This window comes from Bacillus sp. XF8 (assembly GCF_017498755.1).
GTDB classification, from domain to species: Bacteria; Bacillota; Bacilli; order Bacillales; family Bacillaceae_G; genus Bacillus_A; species Bacillus_A bingmayongensis.
This window is the reverse complement of record NZ_JAGDQK010000020.1, coordinates 45,252-62,283: the sequence shown is the minus strand read 5'-3', so window position 1 is coordinate 62,283 and position 17,032 is coordinate 45,252. Positions and strand designations below refer to the sequence as shown.

Annotated in this window: 16 protein-coding genes; 6 read left to right on the top strand and 10 right to left on the bottom strand. The window is 34.7% G+C overall.

What is annotated here, in order from left to right; translation table 11 throughout:
- Nucleotides 1–276: 276 nt before the first annotated feature.
- Nucleotides 277–1,161: a LysR family transcriptional regulator gene (locus J4P91_RS13525; protein WP_207994550.1), complete on the bottom strand. Its 885-nt coding sequence runs from the start codon at nt 1,159–1,161 to the stop codon at nt 277–279.
- A gap of 242 nt (nt 1,162–1,403) precedes the next feature.
- On the opposite strand from J4P91_RS13525, the gene J4P91_RS13520 reads away from it, so the two are divergent.
- On the top strand, nt 1,404–1,742 hold the full coding sequence (locus tag J4P91_RS13520) for a VOC family protein (protein ID WP_207994549.1): 339 nt from the start codon (nt 1,404–1,406) through the stop codon (nt 1,740–1,742).
- 617 nt (nt 1,743–2,359) lie between these two features.
- Nucleotides 2,360–2,812: a hypothetical protein gene (locus J4P91_RS28895; RefSeq protein ID WP_017149440.1), complete on the top strand. Its 453-nt coding sequence runs from the start codon at nt 2,360–2,362 to the stop codon at nt 2,810–2,812.
- A 107-nt stretch (nt 2,813–2,919) separates the two neighbouring features.
- Here the strand turns inward: J4P91_RS28895 and J4P91_RS13510 are convergent, their stop codons facing one another.
- Nucleotides 2,920–3,138, bottom strand: coding sequence for a hypothetical protein (locus J4P91_RS13510; protein ID WP_017149441.1), 219 nt, complete (start codon nt 3,136–3,138; stop codon nt 2,920–2,922).
- 792 nt (nt 3,139–3,930) lie between these two features.
- On the opposite strand from J4P91_RS13510, the gene secY reads away from it, so the two are divergent.
- Complete coding sequence (secY, locus tag J4P91_RS13505; protein ID WP_017149442.1) at nt 3,931–5,235, top strand: preprotein translocase subunit SecY; 1,305 nt, start codon at nt 3,931–3,933, stop codon at nt 5,233–5,235.
- A gap of 372 nt (nt 5,236–5,607) precedes the next feature.
- On the opposite strand, the gene ppsA is transcribed toward secY, so the two are convergent.
- A complete protein-coding gene (gene ppsA / locus J4P91_RS13500; RefSeq protein ID WP_207994548.1) occupies nt 5,608–8,223 on the bottom strand; it encodes a phosphoenolpyruvate synthase in 2,616 nt (871 codons plus the stop codon).
- 834 nt (nt 8,224–9,057) lie between these two features.
- Here ppsA and J4P91_RS13495 point away from each other — a divergent pair.
- Nucleotides 9,058–9,522, top strand: a complete 465-nt coding sequence (locus tag J4P91_RS13495) for a hypothetical protein (RefSeq protein ID WP_207994547.1) — start codon at nt 9,058–9,060, stop codon at nt 9,520–9,522.
- Nucleotides 9,523–9,680: 158 nt separating this feature from the next.
- Here the strand turns inward: J4P91_RS13495 and J4P91_RS13490 are convergent, their stop codons facing one another.
- The 3 genes from J4P91_RS13490 to J4P91_RS13480 form a co-directional block, all read right to left on the bottom strand.
- On the bottom strand, nt 9,681–10,145 hold the full coding sequence (locus J4P91_RS13490) for a GNAT family N-acetyltransferase (RefSeq protein WP_207994546.1): 465 nt from the start codon (nt 10,143–10,145) through the stop codon (nt 9,681–9,683).
- 214 nt (nt 10,146–10,359) lie between these two features.
- A complete protein-coding gene (locus J4P91_RS13485) occupies nt 10,360–10,890 on the bottom strand; it encodes an isochorismatase family protein (RefSeq protein WP_207994545.1) in 531 nt (176 codons plus the stop codon).
- A gap of 247 nt (nt 10,891–11,137) precedes the next feature.
- Entirely contained in the window at nt 11,138–12,055 is a 918-nt protein-coding gene (locus J4P91_RS13480; RefSeq protein ID WP_207994544.1) for a DMT family transporter, read from the bottom strand.
- Nucleotides 12,056–12,202: 147 nt separating this feature from the next.
- On the opposite strand from J4P91_RS13480, the gene pdxR reads away from it, so the two are divergent.
- Entirely contained in the window at nt 12,203–13,639 is a 1,437-nt protein-coding gene (gene pdxR, locus J4P91_RS13475) for a MocR-like pyridoxine biosynthesis transcription factor PdxR (RefSeq protein ID WP_207994543.1), read from the top strand.
- Between the two features lie 27 nt (nt 13,640–13,666).
- Here the strand turns inward: pdxR and J4P91_RS13470 are convergent, their stop codons facing one another.
- Nucleotides 13,667–14,221 carry an undecaprenyl-diphosphatase gene (locus J4P91_RS13470; RefSeq protein WP_207994542.1) on the bottom strand — a complete coding sequence of 185 codons (555 nt, stop codon included), beginning with the start codon at nt 14,219–14,221 and terminating at the stop codon, nt 13,667–13,669.
- Between the two features lie 610 nt (nt 14,222–14,831).
- Nucleotides 14,832–15,248: a CHRD domain-containing protein gene (locus J4P91_RS13465; RefSeq protein WP_207994541.1), complete on the bottom strand. Its 417-nt coding sequence runs from the start codon at nt 15,246–15,248 to the stop codon at nt 14,832–14,834.
- 202 nt (nt 15,249–15,450) lie between these two features.
- On the opposite strand from J4P91_RS13465, the gene J4P91_RS13460 reads away from it, so the two are divergent.
- Nucleotides 15,451–15,666: a spore germination protein gene (locus J4P91_RS13460; protein ID WP_017149453.1), complete on the top strand. Its 216-nt coding sequence runs from the start codon at nt 15,451–15,453 to the stop codon at nt 15,664–15,666.
- 109 nt (nt 15,667–15,775) lie between these two features.
- On the opposite strand, the gene J4P91_RS13455 is transcribed toward J4P91_RS13460, so the two are convergent.
- Together J4P91_RS13455 and J4P91_RS13450 are read right to left on the bottom strand one after the other, a co-directional pair.
- On the bottom strand, nt 15,776–16,654 hold the full coding sequence (locus tag J4P91_RS13455; RefSeq protein WP_207994540.1) for an SDR family oxidoreductase: 879 nt from the start codon (nt 16,652–16,654) through the stop codon (nt 15,776–15,778).
- Nucleotides 16,655–16,672: 18 nt separating this feature from the next.
- Complete coding sequence (locus J4P91_RS13450) at nt 16,673–17,014, bottom strand: hypothetical protein (RefSeq protein ID WP_207994539.1); 342 nt, start codon at nt 17,012–17,014, stop codon at nt 16,673–16,675.
- Between the last annotated feature and the right edge of the window lie 18 nt (nt 17,015–17,032).

The following is a 17,032-nucleotide window of genomic DNA, read 5'->3' as shown; positions in this document are numbered from 1 at the left end:
TTGAAGTTCTGACTCTTTTGAGAAACATCTCTACCAAACTATCTATAGCTAAAATTTTTGAGCGATAAATCATCCAAAGTAACAGCATATATCTTTTAGGTAAGTATTGATGTTTAATTCTTGTAACTAAACTGTAAAAAATACCGTACTAAAAATCGGAACAGTGTTAAAAATAGTTGTTTAATATCTTGAAACGTAATTGAAGAACCTAGCAAATATGTTTACCGCCAATTCCTATAGTTTTAGACTCCTAAAGTTCGAATCGATATTAAAGGTTTATTGCTTTGGTAATTTAGTAAAACTCTGGACGAAAAACTCCTGAAGCTTACGTTCCGCCACAGACATATAGCGCCCTTCAAGCCATGCAATTTGGTAAGTACGCTGACAATTAGGATTATCGATATGTACTAAATGAAATGACGTCTCTATTTTTTCTATTAAGGTTTCCGGCATAAAAGCAATACCAATTCCCATACGGATGAAATGACCTACTGCAGAATGTTCGTCAACTTCACATATAATATTCGGAGAAAATCCTGCTTTTTGACAAAATTCATCCGTCATTTCTCGGAATCGATTCCCTTGCTTTATACAAATAAAAGGATCATCAGCGACTTCTCTTAAGTCTATGTTGCTTCGATTAACAAATCGATGTGTATGGGGAACAGCTAGTAAGATTTTTTCAGTGAGAAAGGACAATCCCTCTATTCCTTTCTGCTCAATGGGAGGGAAAGTGATACAAAAATCGATTTCTCCATTTCGGAGCTGTTGCACCTTTTCTCTCTCTGAAGCTTGAGTAATTTGAAGTTTGACATCAGGGTGCAAGGAAATAAAAGAACCTATAACATCAGAAAAGCATTTATGTGTTGTTGTTGCTAAAGAAACACGTCCTCTTTCCATTCCCGCAAGATCTTCAACTTCTCTTCGGCCCTCTTCAAGCAACATGAGTGCCTTTTCCACTTTCTTTAGATACGCTTTTCCAAATGAGTTGAGTCGAATCTTCCTTCCTTGGCGATCAAATAATGGTACACCCAAACCCTCTTCCAACCTAGCGATGGTTTTGCTGAGAGCAGGCTGCGCGATGCGAAGCTCTTGCGCAGCCTGCGTCATATGCTCCAACTTGGCGACTTTTAGAAAATAATGCAGTTGCAGCAGTTCCATGTTCGTCACTCCTTCATTCATATACTCGAGTATATGAAGAGATATATTAAAATGTCTTTTTATTTATTAATAATCAATTATAGAATAAAACATGTAAGCAACAAAAGCTTTCAAAGATTTTAAAGGATTATACTGTTTTGATTATGAGTATTTTTTCTTAACTACTTCCCGTTTTGGAGGGCATTTTTAAAAAGTGAATATAGGGATGAAGGTATTATAACTATAGAGAGGAAGTGGAACCTTTGAAACTAAACCATATCAATCTAACGGTCACTGACGTTAACGCTGCTCGAAAGTTCTTGGAGAAATATTTCAACCTACAAACTAAGAGCACGCATGGCGATTCATTCGCTGTACTGTTAGACGAAGATGGATTATTGCTCGCTTTGATGAAAGGTACTCAGGTCAGTTACCCGAAGTCCTTTCATATAGGATTTTCGCAGGAGAGCGAAGAACGAGTGAACGAGATCTATCAACACTTGAAGAATGATGGATTTGATGTGAAACCGCCAAAAAGGGCTCATCGCTGGACATTCTATGTTAAATCCCCAGGTGGATTTAACATAGAGGTGTTTAGTTAAATGAAGATATTCAATGATCGTTCAATAGCAGAATATGTTAATTCGTAATCTTAGGATTACATTTTAAAATAATATGAATGGAAATCCCTCCTGACTCATGACATACTGATTATTCATTGGACTTCTTTGGTTTGCTATACAAAGATATCAAAATACAACTTAGATATTTGAATCAAAAAATCCAATTCTAACCTATATGTGGTTAGAATTGGATTTTTCATATCTATTTTACTTCACATGTTTTTTTCAAAATGTTGGCGGTATCCCATGCCAATCAAGCTAGTGAAAAGAAATACCCCATTGTCATCAATCTAACAGAACAGGTTGCCCCCAAAACGATAAAAATGAACAAAATTCTCATAGATAACTGTGGATAGATAATAATTTTGTTTTGTGAGCATTTCAAAATATTAGCAAGGTGGACGGGGTTATTCATTATTTAAGTTGATGGACAGGTGACGATACCCCAAAGAGAAGTTTCATTACCTTTTCCATCTATCAATTTAAGGATCTATACAAAAAAGAGGAAAAAGAAAATCTCAATCCCCCAGAATTCTTGTCCAATCACTCTTTTTATATAATTCATAAGTTAATAATAAAGGGAGGGGAATCTTATAGTGACTTTACTACAATTAATTAGACCATCCGCATTTAGAGCTGTAAAAGCATTTAACCAGAATGTAATTATTGAACGATTTCAACAGATTACGTATGAAACTAAACAATTTGATTTAAAAAATGAATATAATATATCCGATTCAACCTTTGTTCCTCAAAGAAAGGGAGTATATATTATTACTGCAGGTGCAGCATTTCTTGCTAAATTTCCTTTTGATACTTCTCGTACTACAACAATGTTAATACGTGTAAATGATATTGATATCGTCAAAGAAGATCACCATTTTGTGCCAGAATTAGCTGGACGACCTTATGCCGTAAGAATAAGTACTATTCTACAATTAAATAAAAGGGATAAAGTCCAAGTATGGACAATTATTAGCGGAGGAAATATGACTATTTTGAATAACGAAGGGACACATTTTGAAGCAGCTAGATTTTCATCTCCATAAAATTGCATCATTGTATCAGTATAATCACAATTAACTAAAAATAATTTTTTTCTTTTTAATTATAAAAAGAAAAAAGAGCTTTTTTCAAAGCTCTTTTTTCTATCTAATTATTCAATACGAAGTGCTAAAATATCTCTACAATCTAAAACAATCACAGTTCCTGGTTCTGTTACATTATCTACAAAAGTTGCACAAAAATTTTCCATATTGAAATTAACAAAAATAACGTCTTCGATTGTATTTCCACTTAAAAAAATATCTACTTCTGTACCTAATGGTAAAGTTACTAACTGTTCACATACGCATTTTTCATGACGATGAGACACTTAAAAACACCTCCTTCTAGAAATATTGAATTCATTATATTCTATGTTTAAATACAAGAATTACTTGTTTCATAGTCTATATTGAACTCATTATATTCTATGTTTAAATACAAGAATTGCTTGTTTCATAGTCTATATTTCAAAGAAGTGGTATTTCACTATCCTATACAAGATTTCATACAAAAAAAGAGAACAAAAAAATCGCAAAGATCTTTAGAATCCCCGCTATAACAACAATGTATAAAATCATGTATATAAATTGGACAAATACAAAGGAATAACGGTATTTTTTATACCATTATTCTTAGGTTTTTTACTTTTCATTAAAATATATGTCTCTCCTAACTGTTTTGTAAAGTTTTCGATGATTCTACAATATCAACTGTTTGTATCACTTTCGCAAAGGTCACTAATCGATGCATTCTGATAAACCAAGGTAAATCTTTTAAAATATATTCATCAATTCCTGTTAGTTCGTATAAGCAATGATTAATCTGCACAGATAATAATGTATAAGTTCTCTATGATTGTATTTTTCACTCTTTTCGGCCTTATCTATGTACATTTATTTATTTTTTAGTTATATTATGGTTATTGAATGATTACGAAATTTAATCTTTCGCTTATAAAAAGATCTGTATTTTTTATATCCATAACAACACTACAAAATGTATGAAAATCCATTTGTCGAATGAATTCTACACGGAAGGAGGATTGTTGGTTGTTCATCAGGATATAAAAATCAGTTTTCTTTCATTAAGAACGCTGATAAAAAATACAGGAGGCGACATGATGTTTCGTACGATTTCAAACTTTATGAGAGTAGCTGAGATAAGAAGGAAGATCCTTTTTACACTTGCGATGTTAATTGTTTTTCGAATTGGCACGTTTATACCAGTTCCTCATACTAACGCAGAGGTATTAAAAGTACAAGATCAAGCCAATGTTTTAGGTATGCTTAATGTATTTGGCGGAGGAGCTTTGCAAAACTTCTCAATCTTTGCTGTAGGTATCACGCCATACATTACAGCTTCCATCATTGTACAGCTGTTACAGATGGATGTTGTACCAAAATTTACAGAGTGGGCAAAGCAGGGTGAAATGGGCCGCAAAAAATCAGCTCAATTTACCCGATACTTTACAATCATTCTCGCATTCATTCAAGCCATCGGAATGTCTATTGGCTTTAACAATATAGCAGGTGGACAGTTAATTTCTAATCCAGGCTGGACTACATATTTATTTATCGCTACAGTGCTAACTGCTGGTACTGCATTTTTACTTTGGTTAGGTGAGCAAATTACTGCAAACGGCGTAGGTAACGGAATTTCAATGCTTATCTTTGCAGGACTTGTTGCGGCAATTCCCAATGTAGTAAATCAGATTTATTTACAGCAATTCCAAAATGCCGGAGATCAACTCTTTATGCATATTGTCAAAATCGTATTGATTGGATTAGTTATTTTAGCAATCGTTGTCGGTGTTATCTATATTCAACAGGCAATTCGAAAAATACCTATTCAATATGCAAAAGCTGTTTCAGGGAATAATCAATATCAAGGAGCAAAAAATACTCATTTACCTCTTAAGGTAAATAGTGCTGGTGTAATTCCAGTAATCTTTGCTTCTGCATTTCTCATGACACCGCGGACAATCGCACAGCTTTTCCCGGACTCTAATGTTTCCAAATGGTTAAGTACAAATCTAGATTTTGCACACCCATTTGGCATGACACTTTATGTTGGTCTCATTATTGCTTTCACATACTTCTATGCATTTATTCAAGTAAATCCTGAGCAAATGGCGGAGAACTTGAAAAAGCAAAATGGATATGTTCCAGGCATTCGTCCAGGTAAATCAACAGAACAATATGTAACAAAGATTTTATATCGTTTAACATTTATTGGTGCCATCTTCCTAGGCGCTATCTCAATTTTACCACTTGTATTCACGAAGGTTGCTACTTTACCACCTTCTGCTCAAATTGGTGGTACAAGTTTACTTATCATTGTAGGGGTAGCACTAGAAACAATGAAGACATTAGAAAGTCAGCTTGTAAAACGTCATTACAAAGGATTTATAAAGAAAGTAAACTAATGCTTTGTACATACAAACTCAATATAATGGTCCCCTCCCGTTTTATATACGAGAGGGGTTTTCATATTGCTTTAAAAAATAGTTTAATTATATTGTTGCTTTAAAATAAAGTTTGATCAAATTGATACTAATAACCTTGATAAACGAACCAAAAGAATAAGCGTGTTTTGAAAAAATTTTGATCAAAACACGCTTTTAATATATGCAATTCTATCATTCTTTTATAAAAAAGTTTGATCATTTCCTATCTATATTGCTTCACAATCGCGCCCGTTAGTTGAATAAAAAAACTTAAAACATAAAAATGATTATTCTATAACAAAAGATAAGAATTTCAATATAACATCTTTCTTACTGTAATGTATTCAACAATTACAATATTTCGATATACCCTTCTGTTCCATGCACGCGAATTCGTTGCCCGTCTCTTATCATTTTGGTAGCATTTTCCACCCCTACAACTGCTGGTAAGCCATATTCACGTGCGATAACTGCTCCATGGGTCATCAGTCCACCAACTTCGGTGACGAGACCTTTTATGGATACAAACAATGGTGTCCAGCTAGGGTCAGTAAAGGCTGTGACTAAGATATCTCCATCTTCTAGATTTGCATCTTCCATTTTTAAGATGACGCGTGCTCTGCCCTCTATAACTCCGGAAGAAACCGGTAGACCTACAATAGCTTCAGCTGGGAGATGTTCTCGTTTGTATTTACCTACAATGATTTCACCATCAGACGTGATAACACGTGGGGGAGTTAGTTTTTTATATAATTTGTACTCGTCTTTTCGTTTGCTGATGACCTGGTAATCCAGTTTATTTGTGCGTACGACTTCGCGAAGTTCTTCAAAATTGAGATAGTATATATCTTCTTTTTCATGAATAACGTTGGCTTGTACGAGTTGTTCGACTTCTTTCAGTAAAGCCTGCTTATAAACGAAGTAGCGATTAATCATGCTGTATTTTGGATACTCCCGATAACCGATGAAATTCCGGATTAGGTCGATCATTCGTTTTGTTTCTTTGGCTTTTTGTTCACCATCCGGTAATTGCTTCAATCGATCTAATAACTCTTGTTCTTTTTTCAAAGCTTCCTGTCGCCCTTGCTCAAATTTCCGATTGCTAACATTAGGCTCAAAGTTTTTGATATTACTAAGAATCATGGAGACAAGTGTAATTGGTTTTTCGCTCCAACGGGTTTTAGTAATATCGATTTCTCCGGTACATCGCATTCCGTATTTGCTGAGATAAGCATAGATAGCGTCTCGGATTTTTTGTCCACCTTCAAACTGAACCAGTTCATCCAAAAAGTTATCATCTTTTACATGTTGTAAATAATCAATTACTTCTGGATAAGGACGAATCACATCTGCGACATCCAATAATGCTAGACCCATTTCTGAAGTAATATTGTTTGGTACAGATAGAGAAAGCGTGTCAGCTACGTTCTTTTCACCTAACCACTTGTTCATTTTTTCATTGATCCATGTTGAAGCATCCATAGCAGCCATAATCACACCCAAACTTTGTGGGTCAAATAAAATCTTCTTTAATTTTTGGATATCTTCTAGAATAAAATCAAATAAATCCGATCCTGATTTCGTTTGGATGTTTTGTTTTAACTCTTCTATCGATGCTTGACTACTCTTGATCAAATCAGTAACGATTGTCGGATCGTTTTCGATTTGTGCTTGAAAACCCGCAGACGATATACCTTTATTGCTTTTACTTGAACTCTGTTCTTTTTTATCATTTGGGAACGATTTTATAAAATTTCCTCGCTCAATTATGGTCATAAGTGCATCTTTTATGAGCGGATCGGATTGTCCCAAGGTATCTATTATCGTTTTTCTGCTGACAGGCGAAGCCAGATTATGTGTGACATCAACAAATAACCTTCCACCGGCTTTAAACCTGGGTCCAAAAGATGTTAACTGGAATAAAGACAATCCCAATGGTTTCATGGGGTCGGTCATCATTTGCTGGTGACCGACAGATACATAGACGTGATTTTCTTGATCATTTGCTTTAGGGATGGGGTATAAAGTAGTGATTGGACGACTCTGGACAATATAAAATGTATCATCAACCAAACACCATTCGATATCTTGTGGGTAACCAAAATAAGCTTCGATCTGTCTTCCTATGCGTGCTAGTTGTAATATTTGTTGTTCAGTAAGTGTTTGAGTCTTTTGCTGATCAGGATCGATCTGCTGTGTCTCTGTTCCGCCTTCTTTTAGTGCATAGATAGCCAATTTTTTGGTTGCTATCATCTTATCGACGATTTCCTCTTCCTGTACTTTATAACAATCGGCAGATACTAAGCCGGAGACAAGTGCTTCTCCTAGTCCAAAGCTAGCATCGATGGATAGCAGCTTTCGATTGGAAGTAATCGGATCAGCAGTAAATAGTATTCCGGAAGCTTGCGGAAAAATCATCCTTTGAACGATAACAGATAAATAAACTTGGCTGTGGTCAAATCCGTTTTGCATTCGGTAGATTACCGCACGATCCGTAAATAGGGAAGCCCAACATTTGCTGATATGCTGCAAGATTGCTTCTTTTCCAATGATATTTAAATAGGTGTCTTGTTGACCAGCAAAAGAGGCATGTGGTAAATCTTCAGCAGTCGCACTAGAACGTACTGCATAAGCATGTTCTTCGCCAAACTGGGAGAGATAGTGAACAACTGCTTTCACAACATCGGAAGGAATTTCTACTTCCATAATGATTTGTCTAATCTTCCTACTGATTTCACCAATTTGATCTCGATTCTCTATTTTTAGCATTGTTAGTTGATCCAACAAAGCTTGAAACGTTTCGTTTTGTTCGATGGCTTTTTTATATCCTACTGTTGTAATACAAAATCCTTCTGGTACTTGTATTGCTTGAATTTTTAATAATTCCCCTAAATTTAACCCTTTTCCGCCAACGAGCAAAAGCTGTGTTTTTTCTATCTCCTGAAAACCGAGAACCAAAGAACTCATTCTACATCTCTCCTAACCATTAATGTTCTATTGATTTTAGCAGTAGTAAATGAGAATAAAAAGTCTATATTAATCATTTTTTAAATGCTATAATTAAATTAGGAAGAGTTCAAAAAATAGCTAAACCTTACCATACAGTAGTAAACTGATGCCTCGGTTCATCCACTCGAAAGTAGCTCATATGCCTTTTAGCCCACAATGAATATGGTTAAAATCAACTTTTTTCATTTAATCTGTTTATTTTCTCCAAAATATCTTAAATTAATATGAGATATCAAGTTCTTAATAAACTAACCTGCCCGTTGGCATAAGTACAGTTCTTCACAATCTCCATTTTCCGTATAAAGAGTTATTCCACAATCTGGCCCTTTAGTTGAATAACTTTATTGCTACTCAATAGTTCCTTAATTCACCTTTCAGTTCAGATCTTCTTTTCACTTTTCACTATAAAAACATCCCTTTAGATAAACAGATCCAAAGGGGCAAAACATCGCAACTTTTTTATAAACGTCGCGACTTTATTTTAAAACTGCATATATGAATGTTGAGTTATCAGAAAGACTTTGTTTTCTTTTTTAAAGAAAAATTAATGAAAACATTTCATCCTCTAATGTTACAGGTCACATATTTTAGAATAAAGGCCAATCAAAATTTTTTAAGATTTATAGATATGTTGAATTTCGATATCGTTACATAATGTAAAACTTACAAAAATAGAATACACATATAAAGTTCTCAACCACCCCCTCTCTCAAATGGGATGATTAGGAAAAAGAGAGGATAAAAATGGGTAAAAGAAGACTTTGGTGATCAAGAAAGGATTGGTGAAGAACCATGAATCAAGTAAGCGATAAAATCCAAACATACTTTGAAGAGTTCAATCGGGCGCATAATGCGTTTGAGCCAGGTCTTTTGGCCCCTCATGTTAGTGATCCTCTTGTGGGTGCCGATCCTAGTGGCGCTCTCCAGGTAGTCTCGAAAGAAGATTATCTGACTGGAACTGAAAAAAGTCAGGAATACTTACATTCCTTGGGTTTTCAATTCGTCAAAACGATCCCAGTTGAAGAGATTCCCCTCAATCCTTATTATACGATGGTGAAAACAAAGGGTAAGATGCGCCTAGAAAAAATCCCAGGTCAGCCAATAGATCTGATCCATGATACTATTTACATCTTGTACATTAAAGATGAGAAACCTAAAATGGTATTTACTCTTTCTCACGAGGATCCTATGAAAATGGCAGAAGAGCAGCACGGTATATCCTACAATGAGCAAAGTTCATGGGATGATATGCAGTAAATATAGTTAAATACCTTTGTTACTGTTTTACCCCTATAGATAATTTTATCCAAAGGGGTAAAACAGTACGTCTTTTATATAAATAGTTAAAATTCGTTTTAAACTTGCAATTAATTTATATAACTTTGAAAAACAGCAGTATACATATTGAAAACTATTTAATTACATGTCAATTCCATTGTCATAAATACACTATTGGGATCCTCTATATATTCCGAGAACGGTTTGCAATATTGAAATCCCATACTCGTATACAAATTTCTAGCTGGTTTGAACACATCCATAGATCCTGTTTCTAAACTTAACCTCTGGTAACCACGTCGCTTTGCTTCCTCAATTATATGTTGAAGAAGCCGCTTCGCAACACCCTTCCTTAAATGTAAAGAAGCAGTTTTCATTGATTTTATTTCTCCATGTTGGCTATTAAGTTCTTTAAGTGCACAGCATCCAACTAAATCATTTTCTTCCCACGCACTCCAAAATGTAATATCCGCTTTTCGCAATCCGTCTAAATCTAGAGCATGTCTGCTTTCTGGAGGAGAATGTAGTGCCATGCTTTGCAGATGATCCATCAATAATTTTTCTACTTCAGTACCGGTTAAATTATCTATTTTTATCTCCATAAGACTCCCCTTATTATCAAGATTTCCCTTACTTTTTATAAATTCATAAACAAACATACTAACTTTTTTAATTGATGCTTGTGCTCTAACTCCAAGAGGATCACTTGTCATTCTCTAGCGGTTCTTCTTTAATACCAGAAATCATAACATCTAGCATTTCCCCCCTTTTTTATTCAAGTTGTTTAATGGGATTGGCAAAGCCTCATGAATCCTCTCATAACTTATATAAATCAAGCGGCTGTATTTGTACAAAACGGTTATTCCATACAGATTCATGATGCTCTATAATTTGCTCTGCGCTGAGTTGGTTACTATTTAATGTACTATGCGCGCTTTTTACTAGTAAATTATGCTGATAGCCCTTACTATAGGCGATTCGTATTGTCGTATCTAAACAAAATTCAGTTTGAGCCCCCACGAAAATCAGCTGTTCGATACCTAATTGTTTTAATGTTTCCTCTAAAGTAGTTTGATAGAAGGAGTCCCATGTGATTTTCTCGATTACAATATCACTAGTTTCTCGGTACAGCCCTTTATGTAATTCCCAAGCGTACTTACCCTTTGCCATTTCATTTGATGGATTTTGGTCTGTATGTTGGATGAAAATAACCGGTACTGCCTTGGTTTTTGCCCAGTTAATGACCATATTTACATTCTCAAGCAACTGTTCATGCTGATATAAGTAATTTTTTTCTTCTGAAAAAAAGATTTCTTGCAAATCGATAACAATTAATGCTTGTTTCACATGTATCTCCCCTATCCGTTTGTTGAATTAAAATTTTTATTGCCCTTTAATATATATTATCTATCTTCTACTTCACAATTCAAAAAAGCCCTATCATATACAGGGCTCTTTTATTAAAATGATATATAATTATAACATATAAAAAGTTCTAACTCTATCTAATAGTTTGTTTTTTCTGTTATTTATAGGTGCGTTAAGTTTCTATAAAAGTATTATTCTTCAATTTCATAACTAAAATTCAATCATGTTACGTTTCTTTTTTCAATAATCCCCCCTGTTTAAAGTACACTTTAAGTGTAGAACGATTTGCTAAAAATACACCGATTAAGATTAAGCATGCTCCAATCCCCATTACTGGATTAATCGGTTCTCCTAAAAATACATATCCAGTAATAACAGCAATTAATGGAGATACATACAGCCAAGTTGATGGGAATACTGGATTGGTCTTTGACAAGAGCCAATAATATAGTCCATGCCCACCAATTGATCCTACAAATATAAGATATAAAATCGGCCACTGTACGCTCCAAGATGTTAATATAGCTAGATTGGGTTGTTCTATGAGAATAGAAGCGATCAGCAGAAAAATTCCGCCGTAAAACATTTGAATTCCATTTATGAGAAACGGTGATACTTTCGGGAAGTCTGAAAGTATTTCTTTTGAACGGATGGAGCCTATTCCGTAAAATAATTCACCGACTAATATGATAAGGCAAGCAATACTCCATATGAAAGTAAGTTGCTGATGCATTCCAGGTAAGGAGATACAGCTCACTCCTATAAGCGCTATGATTAAGGCAAAGAGCTGTTCCCTTTGTAGTTTTGTTTTATTTCTCCTCGATTGTAGTAATAAGATCATCATCGGCCCTGTTGCAGAAAGAACAGCTGCTAATCCTGAAGAAATATGCTGTTCTGCCCAATATAATGTTGCGAACGTCATAAAAGTTAAACAAAAACCAGCATACATAATCCGTTTAGATAACAAGTACGGCGTAACATCTTTTCGCTTTAACATAAATATGATAATGAGAATACTACCTGCTAAAAAGAAACGAATTCCCGCCGAGAATAATGGCGGGGCCCCCGCTTCAATCCCAATTTTTATCGTTAAAAATGTTGTCCCGAAAATGATACAAATCAAAATATAATTTAAAATGACCATTCTGTTTCCTCCTTTTCATTCTTGAAATGAGTATAGAAGAAACAGTGTATAACAGTACAGCAAGGTATATAACAGTTAAATGAATTTTCATTTGATTGTAGATATTATTTCGGTTTTAATAAAAGAAAAAGAAATCCAGGTGAAATCATGAAGATTGTACTGCATCAAAAATCTAATATACCAATCTACCAACAAATCTACATGCAAATTGTTCAGCGTATTCAAAATGGCATGTTAGCAGAAGGTGAGCCCCTCCCTTCTCTACGTAGCATGGCAGATGACTTGAAAATAAGTGTATTAACAGTTCGTAAAGCATATAAATGGCTCGAAACAAAAGGTTTTGTACATATTCAACAAGGGAAAGGTGTTTATATAAAAAGAAACGAAAATCATAATCCAAAGACGCCTGAACCATATAAATGGCAACATTTGAAAACAGTTAATGTCGCGAGATCTCAACATGTACTAAGTGGACATAGAAAGTATTATGATTTTTCACAAGCAATCCTTTATCCTCGCCTATTACCTAATCCATTTCTTTCAAATGAAATGCAAAAAATAATAAATAGAGATCAAATGATATTAGCCACTTACGGACCTGTCCAGGGAGATGAGGAACTACGCATAGAAATCACAAAATATTTAAAGGATTATCAAGATTTAACGATTAATCCAGCCCAAGTACTAATTACTAGTGGTGCCCAGCAAGGGATTGACTTAATTGCTCAAACGCTATTAAAGCCAGGAGATATAGTATTGGTAGAAAGCCCATGCTACGGTGCAGCGATTGATGTATTTGTAAATAAAGGCGTGCAAGTCATACCAATTGAACTTGATGAACAAGGGATTCGTTCTGATTTAATCGATGAAGTTTGTCAAAGCAAAAAACCAGTTTTATTATATGTAAATCCTACTATCCAAAACCCTACTGGAACTGTAATGAGTAAACATAGAAGGGCTGAACTTGTAGAACTAGCAGAGTTGTATCAGTTTTTTATAATTGAGGATGATTCTTTTGGAGAAATATATTTCGAAGAAGTTAAACTCCCAACTCCACTTAAACACTTAGATACAAATGGTCATGTCATTTACTTAAAGGGATTTAGTAAAACATTAGCACCAGGACTTCGCATTGCAGCATTAGTGACAGAAGGACCAATCTTTGACTGGCTATACGCAGTAAAAGCTTCAATGGATATAGGGAGTCCACTATTGACTCAAAAAGCCATTCTCCCTTTTTTACGAGCTGAGAGAATGAAAAACCATTTAGAAAAACTACGCACTGCCTTACAAGTTCGACGTGACACGGCAATAAAGATACTTTCTCCTTTAACAGATACAATTTATTTTCAAAAGCCGCAAGGTGGTTTTAATTTATGGATCAAACTCCCTGATTCAATAGATTCTTTTGCATTACTTGAAAAGGCAAATGAATCTAACGTTTCTTTTTTACCTGGAATTGCTTGTTATGTTCATGAATCACAACATAATCATTTACGTATCAGTTATTCAATGTTAAATGAACAAGATTTAATTGTTGGACTACAAAGACTTTATAAAATTATTTATGATTTTCAAAAATGAAAGAGGAGGGAATCTATCCCCCTCTTTTTATCTCATTGATTTTGTTAACGATGTATATGTATTTATTATCCAAGTGACAAAAGGCTTCAATGTATATGTATTCTTATCAACCACTATACTAATTAAACTGCCCATAAAAGCACTTCCAATAATATCAAATGGATAATGATGTCCTACCCAAATACGTGAAAAACCTGTCAAAATGGCTAATACCCACATAATAGAACCAACTAAGCGGTCTCGAAGTAAAACGGAAGTCGCTATAGTAAAAGCTAATGCCGTATGTTTACTTGGAAATGAAGAATTTTTCATTGCCGGGATAAGTAAACGAACATCACGTGAAATAAATGGGCGCGGCTTGAAGTAAAAGCGCTGAATGATCCGGTTTACAAATAAAGTGAGTCCTGCCGAAACACCAGCATACAATATAACTTTTTTGTATACATTACTTCTAAACCACATAAAAACTAGCATAAAAAGGTACACATATCGAGCTTTCTGAGAAATTAACACCATAATCGTATCCATTGCAGCATTACGTTTAGCAAGACGATTAATAACCTTAAATAGCATATAATTCATTACAAATGTTCTCCTTTATCTCTGAATCTGAAACGGTATATACATATCATTCCCTTTCCAAAGACAAACATGTAACTGTAAATCCAAGTTGTGGGCATATCTAGTCAGCGTATTGGACGCGGCCGCTCAATTTTTCGTACAACCGTCAAGTTTCTTCAACGGGAAATCGCTCACTTCTGCATATGGTGCTTAATTCTTTCGACTAATCTTTTGGAGATTACTGTTCTGACTATTTTTAGTGCCGTAAATCTTGTTGCTTCATATATTTATTAAGTCAACTGATGAATAAGAAGAGAAAAACGCTCTATGACTGAATTGCAGGAACGAAAGCGATTTCTAAATGGCAAGTCAATAAACATTTGTATGCATAAAAAGTCAAGATGGTCCCCACAAGCCATAAACCATCCCACCAACAAAGAATGCTAAAGCTAAAGCTATAGCAATAAAAAGAAGTATTACATTTTTATTATTTTCCATAAAATTGTCTCCTTACAATTTTTTATTCTTCTCAATGTTTCAAAGTAAAAAACCTTTAGTCATAATTATGGCTAAAGGTTACTGTCATCATACTTAACATAAAGAAAAAGGTCGACTCTAAAATTACAGATGATTACGAATAATACACTTGTTTGATTTGACCTCGTATTTCACCATTTGGATGGTTTTCTGTATGAACATTTACATAAGTATTTCTATCTTCCATTTCTCTTGCAAGATCTAATAAAGACATCCCTTGTAAAGGTCCGACAAGATCGCTTTCTGTAATTATCCCCGTTACCACCACTCTATCGACACTAATACCAGGTGTAACTGGCCCAAAAAGAAATGCGACAACATCGCCTTCTTCACCCCTCATTCCTAAATGAATATGAGCAACGGTTAGCTTGTCTATGTCATTAACAACCAATTTAAATCGAAGTCTCGTAAAGTCATTGTTAAATTTAAATTGCGCTATACCACAAGCATCTGTTATTACGGGAGGCACTTCCTCCCGCCCTGTTAATTTAGCAAAAAAACATTTAGACATAATATGGTCCACTTCCCTATTTATTTAATACTATATTTATATTCACTTAATGAAAAACGGCTTGTTCGTTTTCACTATAAAAAGGTATTTGACACATATGATACATTCCTCTCTGTTCAAACTATCTGTATACTAAGATGCACTTTTAAAAAGGCGAATCATATAGTGTTTTAAACAATCCTTAATAAAGTAGGTGAAGACTATGCCTTCTGTTGTCGGAAATCTTGTCGTTCAAAATAGTAACGGTTCTTTTAACTTAGGTGATTTTTATAACGTTTCTCCGAAAGAGAATACAAAAGCTTATAACGGTTCAGGATCATCAAATGTTGCTTTTATTACTAATACCTTTAACGGTGTGAGTGCAACAAATACATTTGATTCTGATGTTGCAGACCAAAATCAAGTTGGAACAGCATGATGATGTAGTAAAAACATTTACAAAACCGAAAAATGAAGGCTAAAACACCTTATATGTAAAGTGTTTTAGCCTTCATTTTATTTTAACATTTTACAAAAACGATATAATATCACCGTTCGCTTATAACGTTCTCTTCAAAATATTTACCCCAATCAGGTTGTCTCCCGTCAATATCTTTAAATCCATATTCTCTGGCAAGCTCCCATGAGCTAAGCGCTTTTCCTGTTTTATTATGAACATTCGAATCACTTGCTAAAGCAGCGATTGCCCTTCCAATAAAGAAAGGTGTTTCGGATGCGATAAAGTGGGGATCTTTCTTTGCACCTTCTTGCCAATTTTCCTCCGTTACACCAAACAAATCTAACATCGCTTCAGAACGGAGGAAGCCAGGACTTACCGCAACAGCAGTAATATGATGTTTCTCTAAATCTTCCGCCATCGCTTCCGCTAAATGAATTGTTGAGATTTTCGCTAAACTATAATATAGATTCCCGCGGTATTGATAATCTACACCATCTGTAATTTCAATGACAAGCCCTTTCTTATTTTTCATCATAAGCGGTACACCATAATAACTTGTCATCATATGCGAATGAACAGCACGTTGCTGCATCAGCAATCCATTATGCAAGTTATGCTCCCAAAAAGGTTTTCCCCATTCAGTAAGTGGATCTCCGCCCCAAACATCATTTACTAAAATATCAAGCTGCCCGTTTTGTTCTATTTGAATTCTTTCAAAGAGTTCTTTTATATCTTCTTCGACTGTATGATCAACACGGACAGCAAACCCTTTTCCTCCTTGTTTTGTAACTAGTTCTGCTGTTTCTTCAATCGTTTCTGTTCTTCCCATTGATGATAAATTACCTTTTGTACTTCTTCCTGTTACATATACAGTTGCTCCAGCTTCACCCAGCATCATTGCTATACCTCTTCCGGCACCGCGTGTTGCACCGGCTACGACTGCAATTTTTCCTTGTAATGGTTTCATATAAAATTCTCCTTAATGTTAATTTTTTAATTGAATCAATTTAGGTACATGCTCACGATCGTATTTTTTTGTATATTTCTCTCCATCTGGAGTAACAAATTGTAGCGTAATCTTACCACAAACACCAGTGTAAAATTTGAATCCGCCTTGTGAATTTGAAATAGCACGTTCCTTATTTGTAATCGAATCTTCATAAATTTTCACATCTGCAACAGGTAAGTTGTTATGATCTACAACAGTTGCTTTTATAAGCATAGCAACCGCTGTACATTGTTCTCTTTCTTTATTGTATATCACAATTGCTAACGCTCCGGTTCCTACGACAATACATATCAACAAGGCTATTATGTTTTTCTTCATAATAAACCTCCTATATGA

Bases quoted from the DNA above. Each gene is read 5' to 3' on its own strand.
- J4P91_RS13525 (WP_207994550.1), bottom strand. From the start codon at position 1,161: ATGGAACTGCTGCAACTGCATTATTTTCTAAAAGTCGCCAAGTTGGAG.
- secY (WP_017149442.1), top strand. From the start codon at position 3,931: ATGTTTCGTACGATTTCAAACTTTATGAGAGTAGCTGAGATAAGAAGG.
- ppsA (WP_207994548.1), bottom strand. From the start codon at position 8,223: ATGAGTTCTTTGGTTCTCGGTTTTCAGGAGATAGAAAAAACACAGCTT.
- J4P91_RS13495 (WP_207994547.1), top strand. From the start codon at position 9,058: ATGAATCAAGTAAGCGATAAAATCCAAACATACTTTGAAGAGTTCAAT.
- J4P91_RS13490 (WP_207994546.1), bottom strand. From the start codon at position 10,145: ATGGAGATAAAAATAGATAATTTAACCGGTACTGAAGTAGAAAAATTA.
- J4P91_RS13480 (WP_207994544.1), bottom strand. From the start codon at position 12,055: ATGGTCATTTTAAATTATATTTTGATTTGTATCATTTTCGGGACAACA.
- pdxR (WP_207994543.1), top strand. From the start codon at position 12,203: ATGAAGATTGTACTGCATCAAAAATCTAATATACCAATCTACCAACAA.
- J4P91_RS13470 (WP_207994542.1), bottom strand. From the start codon at position 14,221: ATGAATTATATGCTATTTAAGGTTATTAATCGTCTTGCTAAACGTAAT.
- J4P91_RS13465 (WP_207994541.1), bottom strand. From the start codon at position 15,248: ATGTCTAAATGTTTTTTTGCTAAATTAACAGGGCGGGAGGAAGTGCCT.
- J4P91_RS13460 (WP_017149453.1), top strand. From the start codon at position 15,451: ATGCCTTCTGTTGTCGGAAATCTTGTCGTTCAAAATAGTAACGGTTCT.
- J4P91_RS13455 (WP_207994540.1), bottom strand. From the start codon at position 16,654: ATGAAACCATTACAAGGAAAAATTGCAGTCGTAGCCGGTGCAACACGC.
- J4P91_RS13450 (WP_207994539.1), bottom strand. From the start codon at position 17,014: ATGAAGAAAAACATAATAGCCTTGTTGATATGTATTGTCGTAGGAACC.